Origin of the sequence: Paenibacillus vulneris, assembly GCF_039543185.1 — a bacterium.
Taxonomy (GTDB): domain Bacteria; phylum Bacillota; class Bacilli; order Paenibacillales; family NBRC-103111; genus Paenibacillus_S; species Paenibacillus_S vulneris.
In genome coordinates this window covers 76,651-91,271 of sequence record NZ_BAABJG010000021.1, presented here as the reverse complement: position 1 = coordinate 91,271, position 14,621 = coordinate 76,651, and the positions used below count along the sequence as shown (strand labels likewise).

The 14,621-nt window shown below is 50.1% G+C and carries 11 protein-coding genes; 8 read left to right on the top strand and 3 right to left on the bottom strand.

Going from position 1 to position 14,621, the window contains the following annotated elements; genetic code table 11:
• Window positions 1-30: 30 nt before the first annotated feature.
• From ABEA66_RS18810 to ABEA66_RS18795, 4 genes are all read left to right on the top strand, one after another.
• Window positions 31-1,455, top strand: coding sequence for a DEAD/DEAH box helicase (locus ABEA66_RS18810; protein ID WP_345589764.1), 1,425 nt, complete (start codon window positions 31-33; stop codon window positions 1,453-1,455).
• 66 nt (window positions 1,456-1,521) lie between these two features.
• Window positions 1,522-2,061 (top strand): hypothetical protein, encoded by a 540-nt coding sequence (locus ABEA66_RS18805; RefSeq protein ID WP_345589762.1) that lies wholly within the window; start codon window positions 1,522-1,524, stop codon window positions 2,059-2,061.
• A gap of 225 nt (window positions 2,062-2,286) precedes the next feature.
• On the top strand, window positions 2,287-2,661 hold the full coding sequence (locus ABEA66_RS18800; protein WP_079910158.1) for a VOC family protein: 375 nt from the start codon (window positions 2,287-2,289) through the stop codon (window positions 2,659-2,661).
• Window positions 2,662-2,668: 7 nt separating this feature from the next.
• The gene (locus ABEA66_RS18795; protein ID WP_079909863.1) at window positions 2,669-3,451 is read left to right on the top strand and encodes a VOC family protein; all 783 of its coding nucleotides are present in this window, start codon (window positions 2,669-2,671) and stop codon (window positions 3,449-3,451) included.
• A gap of 90 nt (window positions 3,452-3,541) precedes the next feature.
• Here ABEA66_RS18795 and rsgA read toward each other — a convergent pair whose 3' ends face one another.
• Window positions 3,542-4,621 (bottom strand): ribosome small subunit-dependent GTPase A, encoded by a 1,080-nt coding sequence (rsgA, locus tag ABEA66_RS18790; protein ID WP_345590094.1) that lies wholly within the window; start codon window positions 4,619-4,621, stop codon window positions 3,542-3,544.
• A gap of 292 nt (window positions 4,622-4,913) precedes the next feature.
• Here rsgA and ABEA66_RS18785 point away from each other — a divergent pair, with 292 nt between their 5' ends.
• Window positions 4,914-6,686, top strand: a complete 1,773-nt coding sequence (locus ABEA66_RS18785) for an ABC transporter ATP-binding protein (RefSeq protein WP_345589759.1) — start codon at window positions 4,914-4,916, stop codon at window positions 6,684-6,686.
• 182 nt (window positions 6,687-6,868) lie between these two features.
• Here the strand turns inward: ABEA66_RS18785 and ABEA66_RS18780 are convergent, their stop codons facing one another.
• Window positions 6,869-8,482 carry an FAD-dependent oxidoreductase gene (locus ABEA66_RS18780; protein ID WP_345589757.1) on the bottom strand — a complete coding sequence of 538 codons (1,614 nt, stop codon included), beginning with the start codon at window positions 8,480-8,482 and terminating at the stop codon, window positions 6,869-6,871.
• Window positions 8,483-8,763: 281 nt separating this feature from the next.
• On the opposite strand from ABEA66_RS18780, the gene ABEA66_RS18775 reads away from it, so the two are divergent.
• From ABEA66_RS18775 to ABEA66_RS18765, 3 genes are all read left to right on the top strand, one after another.
• Entirely contained in the window at window positions 8,764-10,725 is a 1,962-nt protein-coding gene (locus ABEA66_RS18775; protein WP_345589755.1) for an S-layer homology domain-containing protein, read from the top strand.
• A 165-nt stretch (window positions 10,726-10,890) separates the two neighbouring features.
• Window positions 10,891-12,144, top strand: a complete 1,254-nt coding sequence (ilvA, locus tag ABEA66_RS18770) for a threonine ammonia-lyase IlvA (RefSeq protein WP_079909868.1) — start codon at window positions 10,891-10,893, stop codon at window positions 12,142-12,144.
• Window positions 12,145-12,393: 249 nt separating this feature from the next.
• Window positions 12,394-12,846 carry a VOC family protein gene (locus tag ABEA66_RS18765; protein ID WP_079909869.1) on the top strand — a complete coding sequence of 151 codons (453 nt, stop codon included), beginning with the start codon at window positions 12,394-12,396 and terminating at the stop codon, window positions 12,844-12,846.
• 156 nt (window positions 12,847-13,002) lie between these two features.
• Here the strand turns inward: ABEA66_RS18765 and ABEA66_RS18760 are convergent, their stop codons facing one another.
• Window positions 13,003-14,310 carry an aminotransferase class I/II-fold pyridoxal phosphate-dependent enzyme gene (locus tag ABEA66_RS18760; RefSeq protein WP_345589750.1) on the bottom strand — a complete coding sequence of 436 codons (1,308 nt, stop codon included), beginning with the start codon at window positions 14,308-14,310 and terminating at the stop codon, window positions 13,003-13,005.
• Window positions 14,311-14,621 lie beyond the last annotated feature (311 nt).

Genomic DNA, 14,621 nt, shown 5'->3' with positions numbered 1-14,621 from the left:
GGTATGATGCATTTATGAAGGGGGAATTCGATGAATAACGGTTTTGCTTCTTTACATATTGAGGATGTTTACGTAAGGCGGTTGCAGGCAATGGATATTGTCACCCCATCGCCGATTCAAGCGGAAGCTATTCCCGTCATTCTGGAGGGGAAGGATGTTGTAGCCCAATCCCAGACAGGATCCGGGAAAACATTGGCTTATACGCTGCCGCTGCTGCATAAAATAGACAAGACCTCCAAGAACGTACAGGCTGTAGTGCTTGTACCGACCCGCGAGCTGGGCATACAAATCGTACATACGCTGGAGCAGCTGACGGAAGGAAGCGGCATTCGGGTCCAGTCGCTCATCGGCGGCGCGGCCATCAGCAGGCAAATAGACCGCCTCAAGCTGCGTCCTCAAGTAGTGGTGGGTACCCCTGGCCGGGTTCTGGAGCTTTTAAAGCTTCGTAAGCTAAGCATGCACTACGTCCATTACATGGTCGTTGACGAAGTGGATCAAGTGTTTGAGCTTGGTTCCATGCATGAAGTGGAGGCCATCTTCAAGGGGATGCAGAAAGAACGCCAGGTGCTATTCTTCTCGGCGACGCTGCCGGAACCGGTTCAAGCGGTTATCGACAAATGGATGCATGAGCCTGTATTCGTGCAGGTTAATCCCGAGCAGAGAACGTCGCAGACCCTGGAGCATCTGTTCTTCGTATGCGAGGAGCGGGATAAAATCGATACGTTAAGACGGCTTGTCCGGCTGTACAATCCTCCTGCGGCTATTGTTTTCATCAACGAAACGGAGGATGTGGCCGAGGTAGTCGCCAAGCTGCAATATGCAGACTTGTCCATTGAGGCGTTGTACGGGGATGCCGGCAAACAGGAACGGGCCAAGGTAATGCAGGCGTTTCGCAGCGGCAAATTCCAGCTGCTTCTGGCAACGGATATCGCCGCCAGAGGACTGGATATCCCCCATGTGACGCATGTCATCAATCTGGATCCCCCGATAGATGCCGATCATTATGTTCACAGGGTCGGCCGGACAGGCCGAATGGGCAAGAAGGGAACAGCAATTTCGATCATTACGCCCAAGGAACGGTTTATTATCAACAAGTTCTCCAAATCGCTCGGAATTACAATCGAGGAAAAGGAAATGGCCTACGGGAAGGTGCTCGATCCCGGGGAGCGAAGAAGCGGGCCTAAAGCGGCGAACCGTACCAGAGTAGAGCCTGCAAGACGCAGGAGCGGGGAAGCGAACGGCGAGACCCTTGGCGGTTCTCCAAAGGAGACGGCAGCAAGACCTGATGCTCTTAAGGCAAGAACCGCGTCGCTGGCGCCAAAGCCTAAGCAGGCTGCCGTGAAACCGGCATCCGTCCCCGATAAGCGCAAGACGGAGCGCGAGCGCCAAAAGGATCGCAAAAATAAAGGAGCTCCGCGCTGGCTTAAGGAGAAGCAAAATAAGCCGAAGCTATAAATAGCTCCATGTAATGAGTCTGGTTGAAATGGAAGATGAGGTTGGGGGAGGAGCTCGCAAGAGAATATGGGGAAGCTGCTAAGGGGGATTTTGTCTATTGCCATAGTGTGCGCATTGCTGCTGGGCGCAGCCTACTGGTATGTTCAGCCGGCGAGGACGCTGGATTTGAATTATTCCGAGCTTGAAGTTCGTAATAAGGTAGCGAACATGCTGACGAGCCGCAAGCTTGAGGTCGATCTGACGGAGCCGGAAGTGAACAGCCTGCTGAAAAAAGCGCTGGCCGCCCATCCTCAAGTGGGCTCCGATCTTGAAATGACAGGGGCCGAATTTTCCCTGGAAGGCAATCGGTGGGTGGCGGATGTCAATTTGCTATATAAGGGGCAGTGGACATTCGGCGCCAAGCTGTACTTTACGATGTCCTGGAAAGAGCCCAATATGATAGCGACCCATACGGCTACACAGATCAAGGAAGTATCGATTCCCGGCACATGGTTTCAGCTGAACCCGCTGCAAATTCAGTTGAATGACTATGTTCCTAAACCGGCCGCTGTGAGAGAAATTGCCTTTGAGGAGCACGGGGTGCGCGTCGGGCTGAAGCTTAGATAAGCTGGAATGGATGATAATAACGAAAAAATATGCCGGATACGTCAGACAGGAGAATCCTGTTGGGCTGTATCCGGTTTTTTTTGTCTGCAAGTATAGGTGGACTTTATGAATGTTATGATCCATATAAAGAAGGAATTGGAAATCAAAAGGAGAATATATATTCGCATATCGGTTCTGTTTTGTGCTGATAGCATTGATTTGGCAAAGGAGGAAGGGGTGAGCGGAATGTTATTACAGCTGGAGCATATGCAGATTCCGGTATCTGACCTGGAGCAGGCTATAGCCTGGTATACCATGCATCTGGGCTTCAAGCTGGAAGGAAAGCATGAGCATGTACATGCTTTTTTAACTTTGCCGGAAGGGCCTATGTTGATGCTGTGGGAGACGAAGGACAACACGGCGGCCCATTTTACAGTGAACGGTAAGGACATGCCGGTGCTGCTGTATCGTACCGGACAAATTCATGAGCTGCACAACCTGCTTGCCGGGCTGGGCAGTACAATCACTTATTATCGGGATGACGGCTTTGGCTGGGTGCTCAAATTTTATGATCCTTTCGGCAACCTATGGGGAGCCATTCAATTAAACGAAAGCAGGTAGAGATGAAATGGGGAAACAAATCAGCAGCTCGCTTACGGTTTTGATGGTATCGGACGCAGAACGGTCACAGGCTTTTTATCGCGATGTATTAGGCTTTGACGTAACCCCGTGGTGGGCAGTGAAGGACGGTCTCCACGGTCTTGCATTGAAATTGCTGCAAGCAGGGGATGCATCGGCAGTTAGACCGAATCCTCCTGCTAAGGGATCCTCCATAGGTGTCGACGTATACGCTTATGTAGAGCATTGGGATGCATTGGATCAAATGTACAATGATTTCCGCACCAAGGGAGCGAAGATTGCCAAGGAGCCTGTCATCTATCCGGACCAAGGACCGTGGAAGGAATTTATCGTCGAAGACCCGGATGGATACCATCTTGCGTTCGGCGGAATTAATGGCACACGGGCCCATTACAGTATCGAAGCTCATGTAGATAACGTTGTCGTATGGGTTAGAGATATCGATCGCGCCGTGGAGAGATACAGCCGTCTGATGGGGCTGGAGGTTCGCAAGGAGGATCGCCATACGAACCAGCTCCACCAGTTCCATCTGGCTAATGGTACAAATCTATTGCTTGATTCCAACGGGATGGAGCATATCCCGGTTCCGGAGAAAGGTCCGGTCTTGTTTCATTTGAGCACGTCCAACATCGATAAGGCCATCCAGCATACCCGGGAATGCGGCTTCGAGGTGGTCTACGGGATCCATCGTTTTGATCAGGTGGCCTTCTTTAATATCCGTGACGAGGACGGCAATATCATCTCGGTATGCCAGAAGCATGCTGCGAAATGATGCGGAATCTCACGAGCACTTGAAGAGGAACTACAGCAGCAGGTGAAGGTGAATAATCCCCTTAGATCTTCTGAAACAAACGGGCCAAGGTCATTCCCGCTGACCTCGGCCTCGCATTTCTTTATGAATCTTTTTCCAACGGTCCTTCTCGACCCGAGCGGCTGCGGCGTCCGCCTTTCGTTCCATGTAAGCGAGCTCCTTCTGGAGCTTGAGAAAGCTCGCGAATCGCTCGGGTTCGAGCTGCCCATCTGCCAAAGCGGCTTGAATGGCGCAACCGGGCTCGCGCTGGTGCTTGCAATCCGCAAAGCGGCAGTTTGCCGCAAGCGTATCGATATCCTGGAACGCGATATCCATCGATCCGCTTCCTTCCCAAAGCTGCAGCTCCCTCATTCCCGGCGTATCTATGATGAGCGCGCCGCACGGGAGGATAACAAGCTCGCGATGGGTTGTCGTATGCTTTCCACGGTCGTCGGCTTCCCGCACATCGCCTGTTTTTTGCCGCTGCTCGCCATAAAGGCTGTTCAGCAGAGTCGACTTGCCGGCGCCCGAAGATCCAAGCAAGGCTATCGTTTCACCCCGCTTAAGGGTACCAAGAATCTTCTCAGTTCCTTTATCGGCAAGGCTGTTGACCATATAAACAGGAACCCCGAAGGCAATGGCCTCAACTTCAGCAAGCTTGGCCTCGGCTTCTCCGTCCTCGCACAAATCTTTTTTGGTCAGAACAATCTCTGGTGCCGCACCGCTTTCATAGGCCGTTAGAAGATAGCGCTCCAGCCTCCTCACGTTAAAGTCGCGGTTCAAAGCCATGACCAGGAACACACGGTCGACATTGGCAGCCACGATCTGTTCTTCTGTCGTCTGGCCCGCAACCTTCCTTGAAAATTTGCTTTTACGCTCATAGACTCCGTGAATGATCGCTTTGCGTTCTCCGGGGAGCTTCCTCATCCATACCCAATCCCCAACCGCCGGGTAGTCATCGCGTACGGAGGCTTCATAACGGTATTTGCCGGACAATTCCCCCAGCCATTCGCCATCTTCGGAGTATATCCGATACAGATGCGTATGCTCCAGCGCAACGCGTCCGATATCGTAGTCTTCCTTGTGCTGATTAGCGACAAACGGCTGATAGCCGAACGCTTCTAAGGCTGTAAGTTCGTGCTTCTTATTGATAATCCCACCAAGCTTTCTTTTGAAGGTTTGTTATGCGCTCATTGCACGGTTGATACTTAATCCAATGTTCACTCATCCAACATCACTCCGATCTCATTACTATAGCCATAGTATAGGGATGAAGCCGCAGGACTAACAGGGGGAAAATAAATATAAAAAGTTTTTACATCGGTCCAGCTGCGCCGGGTTGAACCCTTTTCGTTTACATTCCGTTTAAATAGATATCGTAATCTTTTATTGCGAGAGAATTACCGGTAAGAAACGGACATACAGAAAAGAGGTCGGATAGGAGATGGAAAAGATGAATGGGAAGAACCCATCAGGACAGTGGCGCTTATTTATCAAGGTCATTCGGCAGACGAAGCCCTCCAAATGGATGCTTGGCATCGCAGTCGGACTAAGCGTCATCTCGACGATTGTAGGATTGATTGTACCTTTGTTCACCAAAAACCTTGTGGACAGCTTTTCCCTAACGTCGATTGAGCCCAAGCAGATCGTGCTGCTCGTTATGACATTCACTGCCCAGGCATTGGCGGGAGGAGTATCCATATATTTACTGAATCGCGTCGGGCAGCAAATTGTCGCGAACCTGCGGGATCGGCTGTGGAAGAAGCTGCTCGCCTTGACCGTTCCTTATTACGATAATCATCGTACCGGGGAGACGATCAGCAGGATGACGAACGATACCGGAATTGTGAAGGGGCTTATTTCGGAGCACCTCACAAGCTTTTTTAACGGAGTGATCTCGATCATCGGTTCTATAGCTATCCTGCTGTACCTGGATTGGAAGATGACCTTGATCATGCTGCTGGCCGTACCGCTCTCGGTGGCTATTCTGCTGCCGATCGGACGTCAGATGTTTTTGATATCCAAAGGGCTGCAGGACGAAACAGCCCGGTTTACGGGCGTCTTGACCCAGGTGCTGTCAGAAATTCGACTTGTGAAGTCGTCCAATGCAGAGCCGCTGGAATATGAGGCTGGCAAAGCCGGTATTATGAAGCTATTTCATTATGGCGTGAGAGAGGGGAAGGTTCAGGCGCTGATCTCTCCCTTAATTTCTTTCGTCCTGATGGCCCTGCTGGTCGTCATTATAGGCTATGGCGGAATGCGGGTATCATCCGGCATTCTGACAGCAGGTGAGCTGGTCGCGTTTATTTTGTACCTGATCCAAATCGTCATGCCGATGACCCAGATTACCCAATTCTTCACCCAGCTGCAAAAAGCGATGGGAGCAACGGAGCGCATCATCGACACATTGGATGCGGAGGAGGAAGACACCCTGCAGGGACGGAAGCTCGAGAATGCGCGTCAAACGATCACCGTTGACCATGTTTCATTCGGCTACGACGGCGGCGATCCGGTATTAAAGGACGTTCATTTCACCTTGGAGCCGGGACAAGTAACGGCAATTGTCGGCCCTAGCGGCAGCGGCAAGACGACGATGTTCTCCTTGCTGGAACGATATTACCGCCCGCAGAGCGGAACGATCCGGCTCGGCAAGGAGAGCGTTGAAGAGTATTCGCTGCAATCCTGGAGAAGCCAAATCGGCTATGTGTCGCAGGAAAGCCCTATTATTGCAGGGACGATAAGGGAAAACATCACTTACGGCATGGAGCGGGACGTCACGGACGAGGAACTTCAGCGGGCTGCCGCGATGGCGTATGCGGACCTGTTTATTAGCGAGCTGCCCAAGGGATACGATACGGAGGTCGGGGAGAGGGGAATTAAGCTGTCCGGCGGACAGCGCCAGAGAATCGCCATAGCCCGCGCGCTGCTAAGAGATCCCCAAATCCTGATGCTGGACGAAGCAACCTCCAGCCTGGACAGCAAATCCGAAATTGTCGTGCAGGAAGCATTGAACAATTTGATGAAGGGGCGGACGACGCTCGTCATAGCCCATCGGCTGTCCACGGTGGTAGACGCCAGCCAAATCCTGTTTATGGAGAAAGGCCGGATTACAGGCAAAGGGACTCACGCGGAGCTGTTGGAGACGCATGCATTATATCGGGAATTTGCCGCGCAGCAGCTGCGGCTTCAAGAGCCTGCAAAACAGCATAGCGTATAAGAAAAAGCAGAGGAAACGGTAGAACGTTTTCTCTGCTTTAGTCTGTTGAAAAACCTGAAAATCTGAAAATTGCTTTGGTACCCCGGTGGGGTACCCTCTTCCGGTCGCTATTGTTCTCGGGAAATTTTGGATTATACACGCTGATTAGCGGGGATTTCCCGAGAACAAAGGCCTGCAGGCACTTATTTCTTGCGTTTATTCACATAGGAAGCATAAACGATCTCGCCTGTATCGAGCTTTGCGATTTCATCATTGGTCCATCCGGCAATTTTGTTATTGCCTTTGACGCCGGTCAGCTTAATTTTGTATTTGGTTTCCAGGTAGCTGTCCAATGCCGGCATATCCGCTTCGGTAAGCTCTCTCAGCTTCTTCTTGCCGTTTAGCTGTCCCATCAAAATGCCGATCGTTTCGGCGGCGGTGCTTGTATTCGGCTGAATTCGCGCACTGCCGTAAGCGATAGCGGAGGCACCGACGTTCTTTCCGGCAAGAATGACGTTGTCGTAGTTTTTCAAAAGGAAGCTGCGCAGCGGCATCCCGTATTTGTCGGGACGTCCCATCTCAATGCCCCACTTGTTGGCGCTCGTTCCTTGCAGATCGAGAGGATAACCGGCGATGCTGACGTTATCCCAGAACATTTTGGCTCCCAGCATGTCCGACGGCTTTAACACATAATCGGATTCGTAATGGTTATATTCACGTATGTACAAGTAATTCGGGAAGCCGTTCAGCTCTGCGTTTTCCCACCCGACAATATTTTTGCGGAAATGATTCAGAATCAGCGGGATTTCCTTCTTCCCGAGCTCCATGGCTTCGGCTACCGATTTGTCATCACTCGGATCGACGGTATAGATCAGGAACGCATTGATGATGACTTCACCGTCGCGCTGGTTCACCGCGTTCAGTCCCCGCAGGAACACTCTATCGTTGGTCGGCTTATAGGCGCTTGTCATGCCGCTGAGTCCAATGGCAAAGCTGTCATCGACTGAGCCTCCGCCGTACTTGGCCCTCCGCTGCTCCGGAGTCATATTGTTGAAGCTTGTTTTGAATTTGTTCCAGTCGACATTTTTGAACTTCATCATCATGCCTGAGCTCATATACTCGATGTTATTTTGACCGTAGAAGGCTTCCAGGCCCGGCATCCGTTTGGCGTCAAGCTTGCTGATCAATGCTGCAAAGTCGGTATTGTCGACGAAATAATCCGCCTTTATATTTTTCTTGGCTCCGTCTTTTCCGGAATAGGTGATGGATTCCACCGCGTGCGCCCCGAATTTGCCCGGGGTTTGCTTCACTTCTTGAATTTTGATGCCGGACTCGACAGGGATATCCTTCTTCAGCTTATCAAAATACTGGGTAAATTCCGGCAGCTTGCGTATTTTGCCGTTGCGGAAGCCGTCGAACAGCTCCTTGGCGCGGCCTTGAACCAGCGAGTGGTATTGATCATCTCTCGTTTCGTCCAGGAACAGCATCTCACCCTGGAGAACTTGTCCACCGAACGCTTCGCGAGGGTCCAGCACCTTCACCTTCAGCCCCTCATCGGCGGCCGCCCTTGCCAGATACAATCCCTCAAGCTCGCTTCCCAACACAACCACATCGACCTTTTCCGATGGGATCGGCGGCTCCGGCGTTGGTGTCGGCGTCACGGTCTGCGGCTTGGTCCCGCTAGACGATGCTTCCGTCGTGCCTGGGTTATTCTGTGCTCCGCCGCCTCCGAAGTGCATCACCGAGTAGACGGCTCCAGCCGCTACCAGGGCCAAAACGGACAGGCCGACGGATAACTTTTTTCCATTCCATTTCATTACGTGGTATTCTCCCCCAATCCTTTCCTTACCTGTTCGATTTAGGAATTTCCCTTACCGAAAAAAACAGTATAAAAATAGTCTACCATTTTTCTCATGCCTGTTCAAAAGACCCCCACAAACATTTTCGGGCAGGCGAAACATTGTAGTAGTAAATACAGGAATTCTTCGCGAAGGTTCTGATTCACAAATCATGACTATACATCCACCGGTGCCTAGGGTTGTCTGCAGCAATTTTGGCGCCGCTTACCCCCACTATTTATGAACAAGGAGCTATGATGATGAACAATACTTTCAAGAAGGTTATGGTTACCGGTTTGACAATGGCCATGGTGCTGGGCGGTTCCACCGCGGCATTTGCCGACAACGGCAACGGCAAGGGAAAAGGCAATGATAAAGACCGCGGCCGCGATGCGGTTCAAACCAAAGTCAATAACAAAAATAATAACAGCGATGTTTATATCAATAACCTGAACGTGAAAAACATGACGATCAAGCTGTCCTTCGACGATGTGAAGGGCGCAGATGTAGAGTGGGCCGCCCGCTATATTGCCAGCCTGGCTTCCAAGAGAGTATTCGAGGGTTATGAGGACGGGACGTTCCAGCCGCGCAAAACGATCACCCGCATCGAGGCTATCACCGCTGCCGTTCGTTTGATGGGGCTGCGTGACCAAGCCGAATCGACAGAAGCGATGAATTCGAACCTGAACTTTAAAGATGCAGATAAAATCAAGCAAAAATATCCTTGGGCTGTCGGTTATGTTGCGGTAGCGCTTCAAAATGACTTGTTCCAGGAATCCGATGATTCCGTTCAACCGGAAAAAGAAGCAGACCGTCTCTGGGCGACTACGCTTCTAATTAAAGCATTGAAGCTTCAGGAAGAAGCTAAAGCGAAAATGAATACGAAGCTGACCTTCAAGGACGCCAATAAAATTCCTGCCGGCTCCGTCGGTTATGTAGAAGAAGCTATTGAGAAGAGCTTGGTTGATGGCTATGAGGACAATACGTTCCGTCCGGACCGTCCGGTAACACGTGCGGAGCTCGCTGCATTGCTCGATCGCACAGGCAACCAGCTTCCGGATAACACGTCGATTAAAGGTACACTGAGCGCAGCAGTGAGCAACAATACGCTGACTCTGACTAATAACGGTCAGCCTTATACCGTGGAGCTTGATTCGAATGCTTTCATCTTTAGAAACGGCGTTAAAGTAGCGGCTTCCGAGCTGAGATCGGGAGATCAAGTCATCGTTCGTACCTATGGCGGTAAAGCGATCTTCGTAGAAGTAACCAAAGCCGCAGGCGGCAATTCGACTACACCGGACAACGCAACCTTCTCCGCATCCTTGAACGCTGCAGTAAGCAATAACAAGCTTTACTACACTAAGGATAATCAATCTTACAGCACAGAGATCGCATCGAATGCGACTATCCTTCGTAACGGTCGTACGGTATCGGCTTCTGACCTGAGATCGGGAGATCAAGTCAATATCCGTACGTATAACGGCAAAATCATTTTCGTCGAAGTAACCAAGCTTGCCGAAAGCCAGCTGCCTGACAACACGACATTCGCAGCTACGGTTAATACAGCTGTTAGCAACAACACGCTGACATTGACCAAAGATAACCAAACCTACAACGTATCCTTCGCTTCCAACGCGACGATCATTCGTAACGGCCGCACCGTATCGGCTTCCGAGCTGAGAGTGGGAGATCAAGTCAATGTACGCACTTATAACAGCCAAATTATTTTCATCGAAGTGACCAAGCTCGCTGAAAGCCAGCTGCCTGACAACACGACATTCGCAGCTACAGTTAATACAGCTGTTAGCAACAACACGCTGACATTGACCAAAGATAACCAAACCTACAACGTATCCTTCGCTTCCAACGCGACGATCGTTCGTAATGGCCGTACCGTATCGGCTTCCGAGCTGAGAGCAGGAGATCAAGTCAATGTGCGCACTTATAACGGTCAAGTTATTTTCGTTGAAGTGACCAAATTGGCTGACGAGCAAATCGATTTCACGGTTGTCGGCAACCTGAACTCCTACACGCTAAATTCTGCCGGATCGATTGCTACTATCTCTATCAACCAAACCTTGAGCAATGGTACGGTACAAACAGCGGTGTACAACACGTCCTCCAATTTGACTATTCAAGGGGACCTGTCCCAGCTGACCACGAACCGTTTGGTTGAGCTGAGAGGTAAAGACCAGCTCGTTCATACGATTGTCATCCGCTAATCCCTTATATCGATATAGATAGTGGAAAGGTTAGATTACAAAAGGAGCAGTCTTCCCGTGAACCAGAGAGTTCGCAGGAGGGCTGTTCTTTTTTTGGCAAATCTATGGACACGTGACGCCATAGGTGTATAATAGAAAAATTAATGAAGTCAACCGGAGGAGCTTATGGATAATCAAACTGTCAAGCTAGAAGATATCATCGTGGCCAGTCACGTGCTGAAGGACGTCGTCCATCATACCCCGCTGCAAAAAAACTTTATTTTATCGGAAAAATATAACTGCAACGTGTTTCTGAAGCGGGAGGATCTGCAGGTGGTCCGCTCGTTCAAAATCCGCGGCGCTTATAACTTAATACGCAGCCTGCCGGAGGACAAGCTGGCCAAGGGCGTCGTATGCGCCAGCGCGGGCAACCACGCCCAAGGTGTCGCCTTCTCGTGCAAGGCGATGCAAATCCAAGGCAAGATTTTCATGCCTACAACGACACCCCGGCAAAAAATTTCTCAAGTGAAGCTGTTTGGCGGCCCTTTCATTGAGGTGATTCTGATCGGCGATACGTTCGACGATTCCTTGAATGAAGCGGTGAATTATTGCGAAAGGGAAGGCATGCAGTTCATTCATCCGTTTGATCACCAAAAAATCATTGCCGGGCAAGGCACCGTAGGTCTTGAGCTGATGAACGATATGCGGGAGCCCGTCGATTTCGTCTTTGCGGGAATTGGCGGCGGCGGCTTGGCGGCCGGTGTAGGAACGTATATTAAAAGCATCAGTCCTTCGACCCGATTTATCGGTGTCGAGGCGACGGGAGCGCCATCCATGCGTCAATCGATCGATCAAGGCGAGATTGTGACGCTGACGGACATCGACAAATTCGTGGACGGGACAGCCGTGCGCCGTGTCGGAGAATTGACCTATGATATTTGCCAAAAGGTTTGTGATGACATTATCGTCGTGCCGGAAGGCAAGGTATGCACAACCATATTGGAGCTGTACAACGAGAATGCCATCGTAGCCGAACCGGCTGGAGCGCTTACCATTACGGCGCTGGACTTTTACCGGGAGCAGATCGCCGGTAAAAATGTCGTTTGTATCATCAGCGGAGGCAACAACGATATAGACCGGATGCAGGAAATCAAAGAACGGTCGATGATCTATGAAGGGCTTAAGCATTATTTTACGGTGGAGTTCCCTCAACGTGCCGGTGCTTTGCGTGAGTTCCTGGATGAAGTGCTCGGGCCGAACGACGATATTACGCGATTCGAGTATACGAAGAAGACGAGCAAGGAGAACGGGCCTGCGCTGGTCGGTCTCGAGCTTAAGCATAAGGAGGACTATGAGCCTCTGGTCGAACGGATGCGGCTTAAAGGCTTCAAGTTCGTCGAGCTTAACAAAAATCCCCATTTGTTTAATCTGTTGATTTGATGTGGAGAAGGTTATTCAACAATCTGGACGCAGCTCAAGAGCTGCGTTTTTCTTTTCACTTTTTTCTAAGGTTATGTTAAAATTTGGTACAAATAGTTGATATATACGAACTAATGTTCTATAATGAGAATGACATGACTGTTCGGAGCTGACATCCTCATGGATTTAAAGGAACTGAAGATACTTGCCGATCCTCAATATTTGCAACAGGATCAGGTAATCAATTTGTACACATAAGGAGATAAAGCTATGGAAAAAAACAAGTTACTAAGAATGGACAATGTTGGCATCGTTGTAGAATCCCTTGATGACGCCATTTCTTTCTTCGAGGAGATTGGCTTGAAACTCGAAGGGCGAGCCACTGTCGAAGGTGAATGGGCTGGCCGCGTAACCGGGCTGGGTTCACAGTGTGTAGAGATTGCTATGATGGTTACCCCAGATGGCCACAGCCGGATTGAACTTTCGCGGTTTCTCACCCCACCTGTTATATCAGATCACCGAACTGCTCCTGTAAATGCCCTCGGTTATCTGCGCGTCATGTTCACCGTTGAAGACATTGACGAAATGGTATCCAGACTCACTAAGCATGGGGCTCAGCTCGTTGGCGAAGTGGTTCAGTACGAGAATTCGTATAAGCTCTGCTACATTCGTGGAAGCGAAGGAATTCTAATTGGTTTGGCGCAACAACTCGGTAATAAATAAGTGACGGTTGAAGTCAGTGAACCCGTTTCACATTGCAGCCGATGCGATCGATTTTTTTGATTTTGACATCTATGATCCTATTAAGCTATAGCTGCTTTTATATCAAATAAAACCCTGGCCGTCCAACGGACAGCCAGGGTTTTGCATATCAATCTATTATTTTGCCGACACTTGCTGCAAGTCCTGAACACCTTGGTAGATAGTCTCGAACAATTCTCCAAGATTCTCTTCCTCAATGCAGGAAAAGGCAACACGCAGATCCGTTTCGCCCAGGGCAATTGTGCCGACACCATACTTATCGAGCAGGTGGGTGCGGAGCGTTTCGGCATCAACGGTTTTCAGCTTCAAGCACATGAAGTAACCGGAGTTGAATGGGTAGTATTCCCAGACTCCATCGAATTTGCCGCTGTCCAGAATGCTTTTTACTTTGTTGGCGCGGCCCTTCATGATGAGGGATTTCTCATGCTTTTGCGCTTTGAAATCCGGGGAGTTCAGCGCGCGCAGGACAAAGGTTTGCGACGGATGAGGTCCGCTGGAAATGGTCGCCCGGATAATTCCCATCGTTTTTTGCTCCAAGGCAGCGAGCATAGCGTCGCTTTGACCGGCATAAGTGATGAAGCCGACGCGGAAGCCCCATGCATACTCTTCCTTGGTCGCTCCGTCAATTTTGATAGACAGCACGCGAGGATGCAGATCGGTCAACTGGCCTGCCAGAGACTCAACCATCGAATCCTCGAAGAACAAGCCGAAGTAAGCGTCATCGGTTACCGCTACGACATTGATTCCTGCTTCCGCAGCATCCTTGATAGCCGCAACGATCTGCTTGCCTTCTTCTAGGCCCGGTGTATAGCCTGTAGGATTGTTAGGGAAGTTCAGGACGACAATCGCTTTTCCCTTGCTTTTTTGAGCGAGCAGAGCTTCGCGAAGTCCTTCGGCATTAAATTTGCGCTCGCTGTTATAGAGCGGGTAATATACCATTTCCGCACCGCGGCGAATACCGAAAGTCAGCTCGTAGTTTTCCCAGTTTTTATCAGGAATGATGACGACATCGCCAGGACCTGCATACAGGTCGGCCACGATACTAAGACCGTGAGTCAACGCGTTCGTCGCAATCGGGTTCCCCAGGTTTTTGCCCTCCAGCGAAGGGTTTTCCTCGATCATTTTGGCACGCCAAGCGGCACGCAGCTCAGGCTTACCGGCAGGAGGAGCGTATTCGTAAATATCTTTGGGATCGTAGGCGGATAATGTATCTTGAATCACCTTCAGATGCATAGGCTTGCCATTCTCTAATGCAGTACCGATGGTGGCATTGAATTTCTTTGCTTTTTGCTTTGCTTCTGCGGATTGGCTTAGGATGCCAACCTTAGGAAAATAGATTTGCTTGCCCAGATCGGACAGCATTTCATACACATAAGGGTTTTCTTTGGCAATCGTATCGTTGAGCTGTTGCGCAAGAGGGTTCATCTCGCTCCATCCTTCCATTCATCTAACTTACATAAATTAATAGGCATAACATTAGGCAATATTATACCATTTTCGACCGAGGGAGTCACGGCTTCTTTCGGAAAATGCCGAACCTTTTTCTGCCGACCTTCGAACGATGTACGTGATTTGTTCCAAAAACGATAAAAAATGGGAGGACAATTGTTGACAATGTTTGAAGTTCCTCCGTATTGGTAGCGATGTACCCGGATTTATGTTACCATATACAGGGGCGCGGATGAACGTGATTCGTCTTTTTTTGCGAATTGAAACGTTTTATGGTTAATTGGACC